We start from the raw sequence: 15,682 nt of genomic DNA, 5'->3' as shown, positions 1-15,682 counted from the left end.
AATAAAAATTTAATTATACAATATGTATAACTTACCAAATGATGACAGTTTAGATATATCAGCATTATCAAGACTATTTGAGTCAACAACTAATTCATATAAATATCTTTATTTTTTATCCTTATTAGACATTATTAGAAGAAACAATTTTGATATTGTATCGCCTATTAGCTTTAAAGATATTATCGTTGAAATGCTGGCTAATGCTTGGTATCCCCATAATTATTTTAAGCTCTCTTTTGGAACCCAAGACCATATATCAAATAAGTTAGATTCTCTTAAATTAGAAATTACGGAACCAATTCTCAAATTTAGAGATACAGATAAGAAACTATTACGTACTGCTATTAGCAACCAAAATATTAACGATATTGTAGCTTTTATTAGTAACTATGTTCCTTATCGTTTAATTCGTCCTTTCTTTGCTGAAGATACGAGAGGATTTAAAGATTATGATGTGAATTCAGCTATTATTAATTTATCTAAAAATAAATTCGATAACAAAAAGCCTTTATACTGTTTTAATGCCCAGAAGCAGAAAGATTGTAACGCTATAATTCTATATCCAGATTGGATTGATTATTTTAAGAAAAATTACGTACTAGTTAGAGGCTGGGCATCTTGGGAATGGTTGAAATATATGCAGCAAAGAAACCCTAATATTCCTAATGTGGTTAATAAATTGTTTATGCCACAGCAAAGAGATTCTTTAAGCAAGCAAACTAAATATTGGAAAACCGTTTTAACTTATCGCGAAATCAATTGTATTTACTCTGAAGTTCAATTAAATAAAAACGAAATATCATTAGATCATTATTTACCTTGGTCGTTTGTGGCACATGACCAACTGTGGAATTTGATTCCAACAACGCCATCTGTTAATTCTTCTAAATCGAATAACTTACCATCTCAAATATATTTTGCTGATTTTATTAACTTACAGCATTTAGGTTTAACAGTTTCTTATAACCATATCCCTCAAAATAAATGGTTAAAAGATATTGAGCCTTTTATTTGTGATTTAAAGATTAATCAAGCAGATAATTTATTAAATTTAGAAATTCTTACCAATGCTTATGAAATCACTCTTCAACCTTTAATTACCTTAGCAAGTAACCAGGGATTTAGTGCTAATTGGGTTTACGCTTAAACCCCCACGATATCGTTCCGGCTCATCTAGCAGTACAAGCAATGCGCGACAACGGTTACAAAAATGCTGCTTATGCGATCGCCGAGTTAATGGATAATGCGATACAAGCTGGTGCATCTGAGGTGGAGCTACTTTGTGGGGAGCGCAAACAGCAGGTAAATCAAAGTAAAGATTCGTTTTTCTTTCGCGAAAGAAGAACCACGTCAAGCTAAATCAGGAAAAAATCCTGGAAGTCTACCACATGGACAACATGCTAAGAAAAATATTGGTGTTTCCGTAGTTCGTGCTGGAAGAGAATTAGAATTAGACCAAAATTTAGTTAATAATTACGACCCTACTGAACGTTGGTGGGGAATTGAAATTGAATTTCCGCCTTCTCTTGATGAACTATTTGGAGTTACGAATAATAAGCAATCAGCACGTAACTTTGCAGAAGTTTTACAGCTAGATATAGAATCCTTATTAGAAGAAGGAAAAACAGTTGCTCAACTTAAGGAAGAATTACTTCAAGATGCGGTTTTCAGTTGAGTTCAATACACTCGAAACCTCACCCCGTCCTTTGGACACCCCTCTCCTTATTAAGGAGAGGGGACGGGGGTGAGGTCGAATTTGTATTGCATCCAAGTGAAAAGTGCTATATACAAAGAATATCTCACTAGAATTAATCAAATAGAAAATCAAAATATTCCTTTGGAACAGCTACGATTTTCAGTTGATTTATCTTTGGATATCGTAAGTAATGAAAATTGGATACCAACTTTAAGAAATCCAGAAGAACTTTACCTAGCTTATTCTGGAAAAGAAGATAAACTTACAGCTATAGCTCGTAATCATGCCATCAACGATTTAAAATATCTGAATATTATCCCTAATCTTAATCAAAATAATTTTAATGCTTACGTCGGTATAAAGCTTTTAGAAAAACCGATAATTCAAAAAATAGATAAATTTGTTCAAGTTCCTCAAAGATTTGGTGTTGTCCGAGATTTTTTAGCATCTTTGCTCAGTGCAAATCTTCCTAATTTAAATCCCGAAAGAGCATGGCAAAGCTTGATGAGATGGTTGCTTTATTTCCTACCTTCACGTTACGCTCTCTCCGTTCCTAATTATTCAGAAGTTTTTTATAGAATCAAATAACAAAGAATGAGTATGCAAGAAAATATAATCTACCTTGATTATCATTCAACTACTCCCGTTGACCCTAGAGTAGCAGAAAAAGTCATGCATTATATGACTAATGCTTTCGGTAATGCTAACAGTGTAGACCATTACTATGGAGATGCAGCAGCGCAAGCAGTTAAACGAGCGCGTCAACAAATCGCTGGACTCATTAATGCTTCTGCAAAAGAAATTATTTTTACCTCCGGTGCAACAGAAAGCATTAATTTGGTAATTCAAGGACATATTCAACAGAATACTCCTTCAAAAATAATTGTTTCCCCAGTTGAACACAAAGCAGTTTTAGATACCGTTCAAGCATTAACTAAAAAAGGACTTGTAGAAATTGTTTGGTTAAAAGTCAACTCACAAGCTCAACTAGATTTAGAACATCTAGAAAAAGTTTGCTCTGATGGTGCTTCCTTACTTTGTATAATGGCTGTGAACAACGAAGTGGGGACAATTTACCCAATTGAAAAAATTGGCTTAATTGCTAAAAAATATAATATCCCCTTCTTATGCGATGCTTCCCAAGCAGTTGGTAAGATTTCTATTAATTGCTCAGACTGGGGTATTACCTATCTGGCAATTTCCGGTCACAAACTTTATGCTCCTAAAGGTATTGGTGCATTAGTAATCAAAAAAGGCTATCATCTGCAACCGATTATATATGGTGGCGGACATCAGCAGGGAATCAGATCCGGCACGCTTAACGTTCCCGGAATTGCTGGTTTAGGGGAAGCTTGTGAATTAAGAAAATTGGAAATGGAAGCAGACGAAAGCGCGATACCTTCGGTGAGCTTCGCTTAACGCAATCCTCCGAGACAAGCTACAACACTCGCTGCAATCTAAAATTCCCGACTTAGTTGTGAATGGAGATTTAAACAACCGTTTATCGGGTAACTTACATATCTCTATTCCTGGAATTCCTAATAGTGCGATTATTGCTAGAGTACGTGAGCAATTAGCTATTTCCACAGGTGCTTCTTGCTCGTCGGGAACAATGGCTCCATCTCACGTTTTACAAGCGATGAATCTTTCCCAGAATATAACTGAGGGAGCATTAAGAATTGGGATTGGCAAATTTACAACCGAACAAGAAATCGAAACAGCATCTTTTTTATTAATCAATGCAGTCAATAAAATTCATCAACTTATTTAAAAATATCGAAAAACACAACGAAATCCAGCCCACGAAGGTGGGCTTCGCAACTGTAGCCCCAGCCTTCGAGGCTGCGGGCGATTGACGATTAACAATACCGACTATTAAACACATTTTCCTACAAATGATAAGCTAAGCTAAATAAACCAAGCGTTGTCGGGGAGAGTAGACAATTAGTGGATAAAAGAAAACGCGCCCTAGCAACCGAGCGCAACCGCGAACCAATTTTACAAGTATTGTTAGAAGTTTTGCCACCCACTGGCACGGTTTTAGAAATTGCCAGCGGTACGGGAGAACATGCTGCATATTTTGCACCGCAATTAAAACCGAGAAAATGGATTCCTTCCGATCCTGATGCTTCGCTGCGTGAAAGTATCAGTGCATGGGCACAATATTGCCCCAGTGAAAATCTTTCCCAACCCCTCGATATTGATGCAAGTCAGCCGGTTTGGAAAGCAGAGAAGGAGATATTATCGGAAATATCTGATATTTGTGCGATTGTGAATATTAATATGATTCACATTTCAAAATGGCCTGCTTGCTTGGGATTAATAGCAGCAGCTGGTCGCATACTTCCATCGGGAGGTATTCTATATTTATATGGGCCATACAAACAAGGTGGGGAACATACGGCACCTTCTAATGCAGCCTTTAGCGAGTATTTGCAAGAACAGAACCCGGAATGGGGAGTACGTAATTTAGAAGATGTGGTAGAAGTCGCTAAAACCAATCATCTAATTCTACAAAAAACCTATCCAATGCCAGCAAACAATCTTTCTGTTGTATTCAAGCATTCTTAAAATGGGGATTGGGGATTGGGAATTGGGAATTGGGAATTGGTAATTGGTAATTGGTGGTTGGTAATTGGGGTAATTAAGTATTTTTAACTGGTAACTGATAACCGGTAACTGATAACTGGTAACTGTTCACTGTTCACTGTTCACTGTTCACTGATAACTGTTCACTGATTATGTCTGATGTAAACGGTACTTGGCTGGGAACTTATTGGCAAAATGGAAATCCGACTCGTTTTGAAGTTGTACTTGTTCAAAGCGGGAATAGTCTATCTGGCAGGGTTTTGGATGATTCCTATTTAGGAGAAGCTAAGTTAAGCGGTGAAGTTGTAGGTCGTCGTATTAGCTTTATCAAAAGTTATTTTACAAGTTCTCCTGATGCAATAGAATACGTTGGTACAATTTCCGAAGATGAAGACTACATCCAAGGGCAATGGAGAATCGGTAGCTGGGATTATGGTCCCTGGGAAGCTAGACGTAGTGGTGAGTCTCTCAGTTTGGAAGTTGGAAATAAATCAGAAAAGAAAGTACCTGTTACAGTGAACAGTTATCAGTGAGCAGTTAGCACTTAGCAGTTACGAAAATTATTAAAGTGTATGCTGTTGGCTTGCAACAGTAGCTTCGTAGGTTGGGTTACTCTACGAGAAAGCTGCGCTTACACGAGCTTCAACCCAACCTCCAGCTTTTAGAATATAAAATTAATTTTGTACGACTACTTAGCAGTAACTTCAGTCGCCATTTTTAAAAATTATACTTTAACTATTTGATTTATTGTGTATATTCCGCATAAATGTAAAGATTAGCCTTAAAATCCTTATATATTCTTGTTTACGTATGTTTACATTAACTTTTTAGGAATAACGATGACAAAAGCTGAATTTATTAAGTATCAATCGAACACAGATAACTTTTTAGATTTAGATAAAATTTTATGTCATTGCAAGCTGGAATTGATGCTGCTAAGGAAGGGCGCTATCAAGAAGCAATCCCACTACTAGAACAATATTGTCGTAATTGTGCCGAACAGAGTTCTGCTGAATACTGTACGGCTCAGATGTGGTTGATAAGGGGATATAAAGCAACTGGAGAAATCGAGAAAGCTTTGATTCTCTGTCAAAGGCTGATGCAAAGCGAACATACCAAAGTCAGTGACTGGGCTGGCAATATGTACCAGAAGCTGAATAACTCAACAACGGAAACTGAAGCCACGGAAGAACCCAACACGGTTAAAAAAGCTGTAGGTGCTGCTGGCGTAAAGTTAGCGATGGCAGGGGTTGGTGGAAATCTGGCTTTAGCTTCTACCGTAACCATGTCTTTGATGTTTGGCATGGTACTGGTGTTGGCTTTGGGTATAATCTTGATTGCCGATAGCGAGAATCCAGTTGCTGGTTTGGGAATTGCGATCGCGATTACTGTACTGTTCAATATAGCGGCTTTTTTCTTATCTCCATTTTTGATGGATTTAACTCAAAATTGGCTGTACAAAACTCGTTGGGTGGAGTTGGCAGAAATTGAAAACCTCAGCCCAGAAACAATAAGAGTTATTCGTCGGGTTTGTCAGCAGAAGAAAATCAAAACTCCGCGTTTGGGCATAATTGAAGACCAAAATCCCACGGCTTTTACTTACGGTTCATTACCTAATAGCGCTCGTTTGGTGGTAAGTAGGGGACTTTTTACTTATCTCGATGATGATGAAGTTGCAACAGTTTACGCTCACGAACTCGGACATATTGTCCATTGGGACTTTGCGGTAATGACAGTAGCTTCAACTTTGGTACAAATTTGCTATTTAATCTACACTACGGCGAGAACTTTAGGTCGTAGTATGGGTGATAGTAAAATTGCCGATGCTGCCAAGTCAGCCTCACTTGCAGCGTACATTTTTTACTTTATCGGTACTTACTTGCTGCTATATCTTTCCCGCACTAGGGAATATTTTGCAGATCATTTTGCAGCAGAAGTTACGGGGAATCCGAATGGTTTATCTCGCTCTTTAGTAAAGATAGCTTACGGAATTGTCGAAGAAGGTTCCAGAGCAAAAGAACCCAGCCGTTTAATAGAAGGAACCCGCGCTTTGGGTATTTACGATGCTAAAGCTGCTGCAACTACAGGAAACGCTTACCGCATCGCTTCCAAACCAGAAAAAATTGGTCGAGTATTTCTCTGGGATATGTTTAATCCTTGGGGTTGGTGGATGGAATTGAGTTCAACTCACCCCCTAACTGGTAAACGAGTGCGTGCATTGAGTACCTATGCCGAGCAATTAGGTTTAGAAACCGAATTCGATATGGGGAAAGTTGTTGGGGAAGGTAAGAATCTAAATAAAAAGAAGCTTTACGGCAACTTTTTCACGGATATTTTATTCTTTGCTGCCGAAACTATTGGTTTATTTGTTGGGATTGCAGTTGGGATTATCCTTGAGAGTTCTGGTTTAAATAATCCTGGTTTGTTTGTTGCTTGTCCGTTAATTGGTGTGGCAATCGGAATAATTATTAAAGCTTTTGTAACGTACCCGAATTACGAAAAAGCAGTAGAAACAGACGTTCTCACTTTAATGTCCGATCCTTATGCTAGTCCTTTAAGAGGTCGTCCTGCAAAACTTCAAGGAAAATTAATTGGACGAGGTGACGCTGGTTATAAGTTTGGTTCCGATTTGAAAATACAAGATCCCAGCGGAATGCTTTATTTGCGTTATGCTTCTCGATTTGGTTCCATTGGTAATTTCTTATTTGGAATGAAGCGGGTAGAAAGTTTAATTAATATGAATGTTTCCTCTGTAGGTTGGTTCCGTCGTGGTGTTGCACCCTGGATGGATTTAATCGAATTAAAAAGCGAAAATGGTACGGTTGTTAATAGCTACCATCGTTTTGGTTCATTCGTTACTGCGGGATTTTTGATTGTTTTAGGTATAGGTTTGATGGTGTTGTTTGGAGGCTTGAGCTAATTACATCAAAGCCCACAAGATATAGCTAAATATAGCTAAAAGCTTATTCCGGTGGGCTTTAATTTTATCTACAATATAAATCACTTGGATATTATGATACCAAGAGAATAGTATTCGGTGAAACAATTTCTTAATTTTAGATAAATTAAAAGAGTTATAATTGAAAAAGACTTTAATTCTATAGTAATATTTCGGTTGCTATTGATTTAATAATTATGACAAAGTTATAGAAAATATTTGAATAATAAAACACTAAAATGACATTTAATTCTAATCAAGACCAAGAAAATAACTCACCTTGGAATCCTTTTGTTCCAACTGCAAGAGATATAGAAAGAACCGATGAATTAGCAGGTAAAAATCCTGCCATAGCTGGTGTTCTATCATTCTTTTTACTCCCTGCTGCTATGATTTATCTCAACCGGGGAATAAATAATTTAAAAATCCTTGGGTATGTATTTGTTGCAGGTGTGATGATAGGGATGGTTACCTCTAATAGGAATAGTAGAGATACCAATCCAGCGGCAAATTTAATCGGGGTACTTGGTAATATTGCCGTGATTGCTGAAAATACTAGAACAATTACTTTAGCTCGCAAACGACAGTCAGAAATAAATGAGTAGTTATTACTAACAATTTTGAAATGAATGTGATACGCAAAGTCTACTTAGGTAGGCTTTTTTTATTGTATTAATCATCTACGCAACTAAAAATTATCATTACGATAAGAACGAATTGTAGGGAAGCAAACGAGCGCGTTTCGAGAGATGATCCACACCCTACGGGTGAATATAATGACAGAATTCCATAACTTTTACGTAAGTCCTATTATTATAGGAAGTTGCTCCTGTTAAACAAAAGCGCTATTAAACTCAGTTCTTAATTAAATTAGTATTTTAGACGTTAAAATTGCTTTAAACCCGCTTACAGAAGGGGGACTTGCATAAATCTAAAATCTAGAATCCATAATTATCATGTCTGTAATAGTTGCCGCATTATATCAATTTGTGAAATTGCCAGATTACGCCCAAATAAGACAGCCTTTGTTATCTACTTGTGAAGCAAATGAAATCAAGGGAACTCTTTTACTGGCGCAAGAAGGTATCAATGGAACCATTGCGGGTTCTCGTCAAGGAATTGATATAGTTATAGATTTTTTACGCTCCGATTCTCGGTTTACAGATTTGGAATACAAGGAATCTATCGCAGAATCTCCGCCATTTCAACGAATGAAGGTAAGGTTAAAAAAAGAAATTGTGACTTTGGGTTTATCGGAAGTTAATCCCAGCGAACAAGTTGGAACTTACGTTAATCCTAAAGACTGGAATGAAATAATTTCTAATCCAGAAGTAACGGTAATCGATACCCGCAACGATTACGAAGTAAGTATTGGTACTTTTAAACGTGCAGAAAACCCGCAAACTGAATCATTTCGCGAATTTCCCGAATACGCTAGTAAAAACTTAAATCAGAATAAAAACAAGAAAGTCGCAATGTTTTGTACTGGGGGAATTCGTTGCGAAAAAGCTACTTCTTACCTGCTTTCCCAAGGATTTGAAGAAGTCTATCACCTCAAAGGCGGCATTCTCAAATATTTAGAAGAAGTACCACCAGAAGAAAGTTTGTGGGAAGGCGAATGTTTTGTTTTTGACCAACGTGTAGCCGTGCGTCACGGTTTAGAACCCGGTTCCTACGATATGTGCCCCAGTTGCGGGCATCCGATTTCCGACGATGATAAAGCTTCATCCAAATACGAAGAAGGAATTTCCTGCCCCTACTGTTTCGATCATCTCACTGAAGATAAAAAAGCCAAGATGCAGGAGAAGAAGCGACAGCGTGAGGAGTGAGAGGGGGAGAGGGGGAAGAGGGGGAAGAAAAATTCATAACTCCTAGGGCGTGTTTTCAAAGTACTCCTCACCCTTATAGGGTGAGGCTATACCTACAAAGTCCGCCTGCGCGGACTAGAAAAATCTGGTTTTTTTAGCCCTTTGGGGGCTTTGTAGCTGTAGCTCCAGGCTTTAGCCCCAGAGCGGTTGGGGTTTGAAAACACGCCCTAGCTCTTCACCTTTAACCTTTAACCTTTGACCTTTAACCTCTAACCTTTTCTTCTTGCCAATGTCAAACCATCCGCAATCGGTACCATGCTGATGGTGACTCGCTCGTCTTGATGAATTTTTTCGTTTAAAGCGCGGATTTTTTTGGTTCTATTATCTTGAATTTGTGAATCTGCCACTTTTCCGTACCACAATACGTTATCAATGGCGATTAATCCACCAGGACGAATTAATTTTAATGCTCTTTCGTAATAATCATCGTAGCTGCTTTTATCTGCATCTATGAAGACAAAGTCAAAGGTATCCGTTTCACCTTCTGCAATTAATTTGTCGAGAGTGGCGATCGCCGGTGCTATACGCAAATCGATTTTGTCGGCGATTCCTGCTTGTTCCCAGTAACGACGGGCTATAGATGTATACTCTTCGCTAATATCGCAGGCAACCATCTTACCTTCTGGTGGTAATGCTAGGGCAACTACCAGAGAACTATAACCTGTAAAGACACCGATTTCTAAAGCTTTCTTGGCTCCCATTAACTGCACCAGCAAAGCCATAAACTGTCCTTGCTCTGGTGAAATTTGCATGATATTTCTGGGATGATTCGCGGTTTCTTCACGTAATTTTTTTAAAACGTCCGGTTCCCGTATAGATACTGATAGTAAATATTGATATATGTAATTTTCTAATCCCAGTGTTTGCTTGGTCATGTGGCTTGTGATGGTAGGACAGCAAGTTTCTTTATCAAGAAAATATTTGAAGTTAGTTATGTCTTTTTGTTTGATTCCTGTGGAGATAGAAGGATTTAGGTAAAACAAACTATCTAAGAAAAATGATAATCCAGGTTCGATATTGGGAATGATAAGTATGGTTTTATTTGTTACATAGTATGCAGTATTTGCTTTACCCTGTTGTAATTTATGCGTTGTTGTATGGTGTTTCTTATATCGTTACCTTTTTACAGCTTTGTAAGGTAACGATGCAATACCCAAGCTATCAAGTGCAGGTAGTTGAAAATATTCCGTCTTATCTACAGAAGTTGTTTTTAGTTCCCATTCAGGAGCTTCAAGAGTTTGGTTTTGAGCCATGCTGTTTTTTGCAGGTTAAACCGATGCTCAAGGTTTATCCGAATACTGCTTCGGAGATATTACTTTATAATGAACCCTTCAACTGCTATGCCAAAGTTGGGATACGACACCCTATAGAACCTTTAAATTTATTTGACATTGAGTTTTATACTTTTTTTAAAGATAAAACTTGTTTGGTGACAACAAATGGTAAAGGAAATACGGTAATCGGTAAAATTCCGTTCTTTATAATGCAAGATTTTTATACTGCTCAAACATCCTTACAATGGCAGTATCACCAAGGTAGGTTAAGGCAATTAAAAACACATAAAATTCCAAAACTTTTATCACCAGAAGCTTTTATACAAGCGCTTCAAGTATATCTTCAAAATTATCTAAATTCGTTAATCAAATTAAAATATATATCTCCTGGTGCAAATAGAAACTTATTTCGCTTAAATAGCAAATTAGCTTTAAAACTAACTCATAAAATTATTCAAGGTAATAATCAAAGCGCGAATATTGTCAAACAGCGTCGAGAACAAGCTAAAAACGAAACTAAATTAGCTGTAGAAATTCCTATAGAGTTAGAAGTCGAAGGATTTCGACGCATGGAAAAATTGCAGCGAGGGCTTATCGATAAAAAAATGCGTCCTTGGATGATATTAGGTAGTTTTATTTTATTTGTAGTTACTTCCACAAAATATTTTGGTACTCAGACTTTAATCATTTTCATTGCAGCATTAATTATTCATGAAGGTGGACATTTATTCGCAATGAAACTTTGTGGATATCGAGATGGTTCTTTACTTTTTCTACCTTTTCTCGGTGCTGTGGCTACTGCTCGTAAAGATGATGCTACAATTACTCAAAGGTTTTGTGTATCTTTAGCTGGACCTTTACCAGGATTAATATTAGGTATCTTGTTAGCAATTTTCTTTAAAGATGCCAGCTATTCAAGTTGGATAAAACAGGCAAGCTGGATATTAATTTGCTTAAATCTATTTAATTTACTACCGATTTACCCTCTTGATGGCGGACAAATAGTTGATATTTTACTATTTTCTCGTTTCCCCTATAGTGATGTATTTTTTAAAGCATTTGGAGCAATTATCATTAGTTTACTAGGAATCGCTCATCCGGCATTATTTGTACTTACAATTCCCTTAGCCTTGAATATTATATACAGTTATCGTGCTGCTAAGATAAACTCTGAATTACACAAATCTTTCCGAACTAACCCACCATCAAATCAAGAAAATATTTTATATTGCCTGTTTAAAAATTTGCAGCAGTTTGATTATCACTATTTACCTTTCAACAGCAGATATTTACTAGTAAAAAATTTAATTGAAAGATACCATTGCTTTTATAGCAAGCGGATAACTAAAGTAATTCTGGCAAGCGTTTATTGTGTAAGTTTATTTATTGGCATTTTGGGTAGTTGGCAAGCGATTGTGCCTAATTCGGTTAATTTTGTTCCTAAGTTTGCTCAGACATCAGCCGATTACATTCGCATTCATCAAGAAATCCCAGGGAAGCAATGACAAATATATAATTAATTTTGTCTAAGTACTTATTACAAGCAATAAATACCTGAATGATTAAGAGACGTAGGAATTTTACGTCTCTTAATTTTTATAACTAGATTCAGGTTAATATCGTTTGTGATGATTTCTCATCGATTTAGTGATTGTTTTCCATCTCTTTTTAGTATCTAAATAAACTTTTTGGTCTTGCTTTTGACTGAGATAATCAAGCTCTTTCTGTAATTTTTGGTAGCTAAAAAATCTAGAATTACTAAGCCTCCCTTCTTGTAATGCTTGCTGTACCGCACAACCAGGCTCTTTGATATGTTGACAGTTACGAAAACGACATTCTTGAGCTAAGCTTTCAATGTCCTCAAAAGTTGAACTCAAACTGGTTTCACTTGCCCAAATTTGAAGTTCTCGCATTCCTGGAGTATCTATAATTAAGCTACCGTTTGGTAGTAAAATCAATTCGCGATGGCTTGTTGTATGTCTACCTCTATCATCACCTTGACGTACTGCTTTCACTGCTTGTATTGCTTCACCTTTAAGTTTATTGGTAATTGTTGATTTACCCACACCAGATGAACCCAATAAAGCAACAGTTTTTCCCGGTTGCAAATAGGTTTGAAGTGCTTCCAATCCTTGAGAATTAGCTGCACTAATTGTTATTATCGGTACACCCAAAGCAATATTTTCAACTTGATTTAAGCAGTCTTCTATGTTTTGACATAAATCTGCTTTATTCAATAAAATCACTGGATTTGCACCGCTTTCCCAAGCCAATATTAAATAGCGTTCAATTCTTCTGGGATTAAAATCACCATCTAACCCCGAAACTAGAAATACCGTATCAACATTGGCTGCAACTATTTGTTCTTCTGTTATTGCACCTATGCTCTGACGAGAAAATTTACTTTTTCTAGGTAAAACACTGTGAATTACCGCATTTTTTTCTGATTCTCTGAGACTAATTACAACCCAATCCCCTACTGCTGGAAAGTCTTGCGCTTGGATTGCATTGTGGCGAAATTTACCCGTGACTTCCCCGGGCACTTCGCCAATTTCGCTATGGAGAATATAAGTATTTCGATGTTCGATAGCAACTCTAGCTACCGTCAATTCTTGTTGACGTAATGACTCAAAGCTGGAAGCAAAAAAATCGTTCCAACCTAAATATTCTAAATTCATTGGTTTCCTTAATTGGTGCTTTTTGTTTTGTACAAAGCGCAGCAACTAGGAATTCGGTTTTATTAAGATTATCTATCGAAGAGAAACCGATTTTAAAACCGAATATGATAATCCTTGCGCTTTGTGTCGGTTTTGTTGCGTCACAATCTCTCGGCTTGCAAGTTCATTCATATTCAATCCTCCTTGTAATTCAAACAGTATTACAATTGTAGTCTATATTATTTCAAAATTGTTAAATAGCTTATTATGTTCGTAGTTGGGCTTACTCTCCGAGAGACGTTAAGCTAACGAGAAAACTGCGTTCATAGCGCTTCTTTTCGGAAGCGCTGAAGCGCAACTACGAACAAACTTCAAACTTTGGAAACTGCTATTGCACTGACATCAACATTTCTATCGAATAAGATTCGCGGTTTGAGCAATATTTTGAACAAGAGTATAAATGATTGCAATTCGCCGGGGGTACATCTACGCTTCCATTGTCCGGGACGACAGAATAACATTTCTACCAAGCGGCGATGTTGAGGTACGCTAACTAGGGGAAACTTAACTCGAATTGTGAGAAATTCGTCTTTGATGCTGGTGCGTATAATTTCAGCATTTAACTGTAAATTGTCTTCGGCTATTTCTAGCTTTACCGATTGATTGGGAATTAATTCCATTGGTATTTGTTGAGTCAATGCAATTTCTGCACCAACTTCGGAAATCATTGTGGTTACTCCCCAAGCTGTTTTGTCGCCGATATCTAGACGTACTACTCGTCTCAAGTCAAACCATTCGTAAACGTCGGCTTTGGGTGCATCAAGTAATATTAATAAGGCAATTCCAATTAATATCAAGTTGTAAATACTCCATATCCATCCTAAATCTAAGCCTTTAAAATGCTCTACTACTTGAGGAGTGCTTACTTGCTGCCATAATAATGCCAAACACATTCCCAAGTTGCGCCATAAGCTCACAGCATTACCGATGAATAAGATAATTAAAGGTAAGGCTAAATTCCAATTGAAATAAAATTTATTACTAGCGTTCCCTTTGGGTGTAACTTTAAAACCTTTGGAAAACGGATTGAGCATTACTTTAACTACAGTTAATGCCAGGGGAAATGCTAAAGCTATACTGTATATCTCCGATAAAATTGCAGAACGAGAATGAGAATTTAACCAAGAAAATACCATCAATTGAGTCAGGTAAAAAGGTAATAGAAAATAAAGTGCTTCTTCTACAGTTGCCTGTATGGGGATAATGCCTAAAAAAGAATACGCTAAAGGCATTAATAAAAAGCCGACGCGGGAAATACTAGAAAACCAGTTGAGTAATCCTTCTAAATGAGCTAATCTTTGTAACGGTCGCAATCCTTTGATTGTCAAAGGATTTGATTTAATAAAAAACGCTTGTAAAGTACCTTGTGCCCATCTAATGCGTTGCGTTGCATGTGCGCCAATATTTTCAGCAGCTAAACCAGCACTAAGCTTTTCATCTAAATATATAAGTTTGTAACCTTTCGCTGATAAATTAATTCCTGTAAAATAATCTTCGCTAAGAGATTCAGTGATAAAACCACCAGCTTTTTCTAAAGCACTGCGTCTAACAACAAAGGAAGTTCCAGCACAAACTACACTACCCGCACTATCTTTTATCGGTTGAATTTGTCTGTAAAAGACTTCTTCTTCTGGAGTGACTACATTTTCTAAACCGAGATTATGGGCTATGGGGTCAGCATTATAAAAGCTTTGCGGTGTTTGTACTAAGGCTAATTTTTCATCTTGGAAAAAGCCTACTGTACGAGTTAAAAAGTTTGATGTAGGAATAAAATCCGCATCGAATACTACAATAAGTTCTCCATCTATTTTAGTTAATGCATGATTCAAATTACCGGCTTTTGCATGACGATTATCCGGTCTGCTAATATACTCGCATCCCAATTCTTGAGCTAAAGCTTTCATTTCCGGACGACGAGTATCATCTAACAGATAAATAGTTTTATTGTCATATTCTAAAGCCTGACAGCCAATAATTGTCCTTCGCAATATAAAAGTTGGTTCGTTATAAGTTGGAATCAAAACATCGACGCTGGGATTGAATTTTCCTTCAATTACAGCGATTGATTTTTGATTTGCTTCATTGCGGCGTTCTTTTACATTCAACATTAAAAATAACTGAATTGTGGCGCTACATAATACCAACATTTCCAAACAGAATAAACCTAAACTAAATGCTCCATTCAAAGGAGTATTTAAATTTAGTGTTGATAAAGAACGCCATACTACATATCTAACAGTTAGTAATAATAATATTCCTACTACCAATCTTCGCGACCAAACACGGGGTTGAGGAGAAGCTTTAATTACAGCCCAAACTGTTAACAATAAAGCCACAGTAGGGGCTAATAAATATTTACCCGTCACCATTGGTGCTTCCAACCACATTGGTGGATTCCGCTGTAAAAAGTTTATTTGAGCAAAAATGGCGTTGATTTTATCTTCCCCAGCAAACCAAGCTGCAACAATAATTGCTGATAGTATGACAACGCCGGACAAAAATAGAGTTGCAATTCTGATTTTAAATTGACTTTTGCGAAGATTGCGTCGATATTTAGCTTGATTGGATTGTGTAATTGTCATTGCTATACCCTGAAG

General features: G+C 36.9%; 14 protein-coding genes. 11 read left to right on the top strand and 3 right to left on the bottom strand.

Features of this window, described 5'->3' with window-relative positions; all coding sequences use genetic code 11:
- Positions 1–22: 22 nt before the first annotated feature.
- The 10 genes from RIV7116_RS00240 to RIV7116_RS00200 all read left to right on the top strand — a co-directional run bounded on the left by RIV7116_RS00240 (position 23) and on the right by RIV7116_RS00200 (position 9,055).
- The gene (locus RIV7116_RS00240) at positions 23–1,150 is read left to right on the top strand and encodes an HNH endonuclease domain-containing protein (protein WP_015116239.1); all 1,128 of its coding nucleotides are present in this window, start codon (positions 23–25) and stop codon (positions 1,148–1,150) included.
- The gene (locus RIV7116_RS36740) at positions 1,135–1,362 is read left to right on the top strand and encodes a hypothetical protein (RefSeq protein ID WP_044290690.1); all 228 of its coding nucleotides are present in this window, start codon (positions 1,135–1,137) and stop codon (positions 1,360–1,362) included. Before RIV7116_RS00240 ends, RIV7116_RS36740 begins: the two co-directional genes overlap by 16 nt.
- Positions 1,363–1,774: 412 nt before the next feature.
- Positions 1,775–2,287 (top strand): hypothetical protein, encoded by a 513-nt coding sequence (locus tag RIV7116_RS00230; RefSeq protein ID WP_052330778.1) that lies wholly within the window; start codon positions 1,775–1,777, stop codon positions 2,285–2,287.
- Between the two features lie 12 nt (positions 2,288–2,299).
- A complete protein-coding gene (locus RIV7116_RS00225) occupies positions 2,300–3,118 on the top strand; it encodes a cysteine desulfurase family protein (protein ID WP_232435752.1) in 819 nt (272 codons plus the stop codon).
- Between the two features lie 58 nt (positions 3,119–3,176).
- Complete coding sequence (locus RIV7116_RS36735) at positions 3,177–3,470, top strand: hypothetical protein (protein ID WP_232435751.1); 294 nt, start codon at positions 3,177–3,179, stop codon at positions 3,468–3,470.
- 176 nt (positions 3,471–3,646) lie between these two features.
- Complete coding sequence (locus RIV7116_RS00220; RefSeq protein ID WP_015116237.1) at positions 3,647–4,270, top strand: DUF938 domain-containing protein; 624 nt, start codon at positions 3,647–3,649, stop codon at positions 4,268–4,270.
- Positions 4,271–4,440: 170 nt separating this feature from the next.
- Positions 4,441–4,821 carry a hypothetical protein gene (locus RIV7116_RS00215; RefSeq protein WP_015116236.1) on the top strand — a complete coding sequence of 127 codons (381 nt, stop codon included), beginning with the start codon at positions 4,441–4,443 and terminating at the stop codon, positions 4,819–4,821.
- A 374-nt stretch (positions 4,822–5,195) separates the two neighbouring features.
- Positions 5,196–7,208: a zinc metalloprotease HtpX gene (locus RIV7116_RS00210; protein WP_015116235.1), complete on the top strand. Its 2,013-nt coding sequence runs from the start codon at positions 5,196–5,198 to the stop codon at positions 7,206–7,208.
- 257 nt (positions 7,209–7,465) lie between these two features.
- Positions 7,466–7,831 (top strand): hypothetical protein, encoded by a 366-nt coding sequence (locus RIV7116_RS00205; protein WP_015116234.1) that lies wholly within the window; start codon positions 7,466–7,468, stop codon positions 7,829–7,831.
- Positions 7,832–8,182: 351 nt separating this feature from the next.
- Positions 8,183–9,055 carry a rhodanese-related sulfurtransferase gene (locus tag RIV7116_RS00200; protein WP_015116233.1) on the top strand — a complete coding sequence of 291 codons (873 nt, stop codon included), beginning with the start codon at positions 8,183–8,185 and terminating at the stop codon, positions 9,053–9,055.
- Positions 9,056–9,303: 248 nt separating this feature from the next.
- On the opposite strand, the gene RIV7116_RS00195 is transcribed toward RIV7116_RS00200, so the two are convergent.
- On the bottom strand, positions 9,304–9,969 hold the full coding sequence (locus RIV7116_RS00195; protein WP_015116232.1) for a class I SAM-dependent methyltransferase: 666 nt from the start codon (positions 9,967–9,969) through the stop codon (positions 9,304–9,306).
- A gap of 269 nt (positions 9,970–10,238) precedes the next feature.
- Between RIV7116_RS00195 and RIV7116_RS00190 the strand changes: the two genes are divergently transcribed.
- Positions 10,239–11,873, top strand: coding sequence for a site-2 protease family protein (locus tag RIV7116_RS00190; RefSeq protein ID WP_157229241.1), 1,635 nt, complete (start codon positions 10,239–10,241; stop codon positions 11,871–11,873).
- Positions 11,874–11,981: 108 nt separating this feature from the next.
- Here the strand turns inward: RIV7116_RS00190 and rsgA are convergent, their stop codons facing one another.
- Positions 11,982–13,046, bottom strand: a complete 1,065-nt coding sequence (gene rsgA / locus RIV7116_RS00185) for a ribosome small subunit-dependent GTPase A (protein ID WP_015116230.1) — start codon at positions 13,044–13,046, stop codon at positions 11,982–11,984.
- Between the two features lie 350 nt (positions 13,047–13,396).
- Positions 13,397–15,667: a glycosyltransferase gene (locus RIV7116_RS00175; protein WP_015116229.1), complete on the bottom strand. Its 2,271-nt coding sequence runs from the start codon at positions 15,665–15,667 to the stop codon at positions 13,397–13,399.
- Between the last annotated feature and the right edge of the window lie 15 nt (positions 15,668–15,682).

It is taken from the genome of Rivularia sp. PCC 7116 (assembly GCF_000316665.1).
In the GTDB taxonomy this organism is placed as follows: domain Bacteria; phylum Cyanobacteriota; class Cyanobacteriia; order Cyanobacteriales; family Nostocaceae; genus Rivularia.
The sequence above is the reverse complement of the archived record's forward strand: the minus strand, read 5'-3'. Positions and strand labels throughout refer to the sequence as shown.

Excerpts from the sequence above, each read along its gene's own strand:
- RIV7116_RS00190 (WP_157229241.1), top strand. The coding sequence starts at position 10,239 with ATGCAATACCCAAGCTATCAAGTGCAGGTAGTTGAAAATATTCCGTCT.
- RIV7116_RS00240 (WP_015116239.1), top strand. The coding sequence starts at position 23 with ATGTATAACTTACCAAATGATGACAGTTTAGATATATCAGCATTATCA.
- RIV7116_RS00215 (WP_015116236.1), top strand. The coding sequence starts at position 4,441 with ATGTCTGATGTAAACGGTACTTGGCTGGGAACTTATTGGCAAAATGGA.
- RIV7116_RS00195 (WP_015116232.1), bottom strand. The coding sequence starts at position 9,969 with ATGACCAAGCAAACACTGGGATTAGAAAATTACATATATCAATATTTA.
- RIV7116_RS00200 (WP_015116233.1), top strand. The coding sequence starts at position 8,183 with ATGTCTGTAATAGTTGCCGCATTATATCAATTTGTGAAATTGCCAGAT.
- RIV7116_RS00225 (WP_232435752.1), top strand. The coding sequence starts at position 2,300 with ATGCAAGAAAATATAATCTACCTTGATTATCATTCAACTACTCCCGTT.
- RIV7116_RS00175 (WP_015116229.1), bottom strand. The coding sequence starts at position 15,667 with ATGACAATTACACAATCCAATCAAGCTAAATATCGACGCAATCTTCGC.
- RIV7116_RS00210 (WP_015116235.1), top strand. The coding sequence starts at position 5,196 with ATGTCATTGCAAGCTGGAATTGATGCTGCTAAGGAAGGGCGCTATCAA.
- RIV7116_RS00205 (WP_015116234.1), top strand. The coding sequence starts at position 7,466 with ATGACATTTAATTCTAATCAAGACCAAGAAAATAACTCACCTTGGAAT.
- rsgA (WP_015116230.1), bottom strand. The coding sequence starts at position 13,046 with ATGAATTTAGAATATTTAGGTTGGAACGATTTTTTTGCTTCCAGCTTT.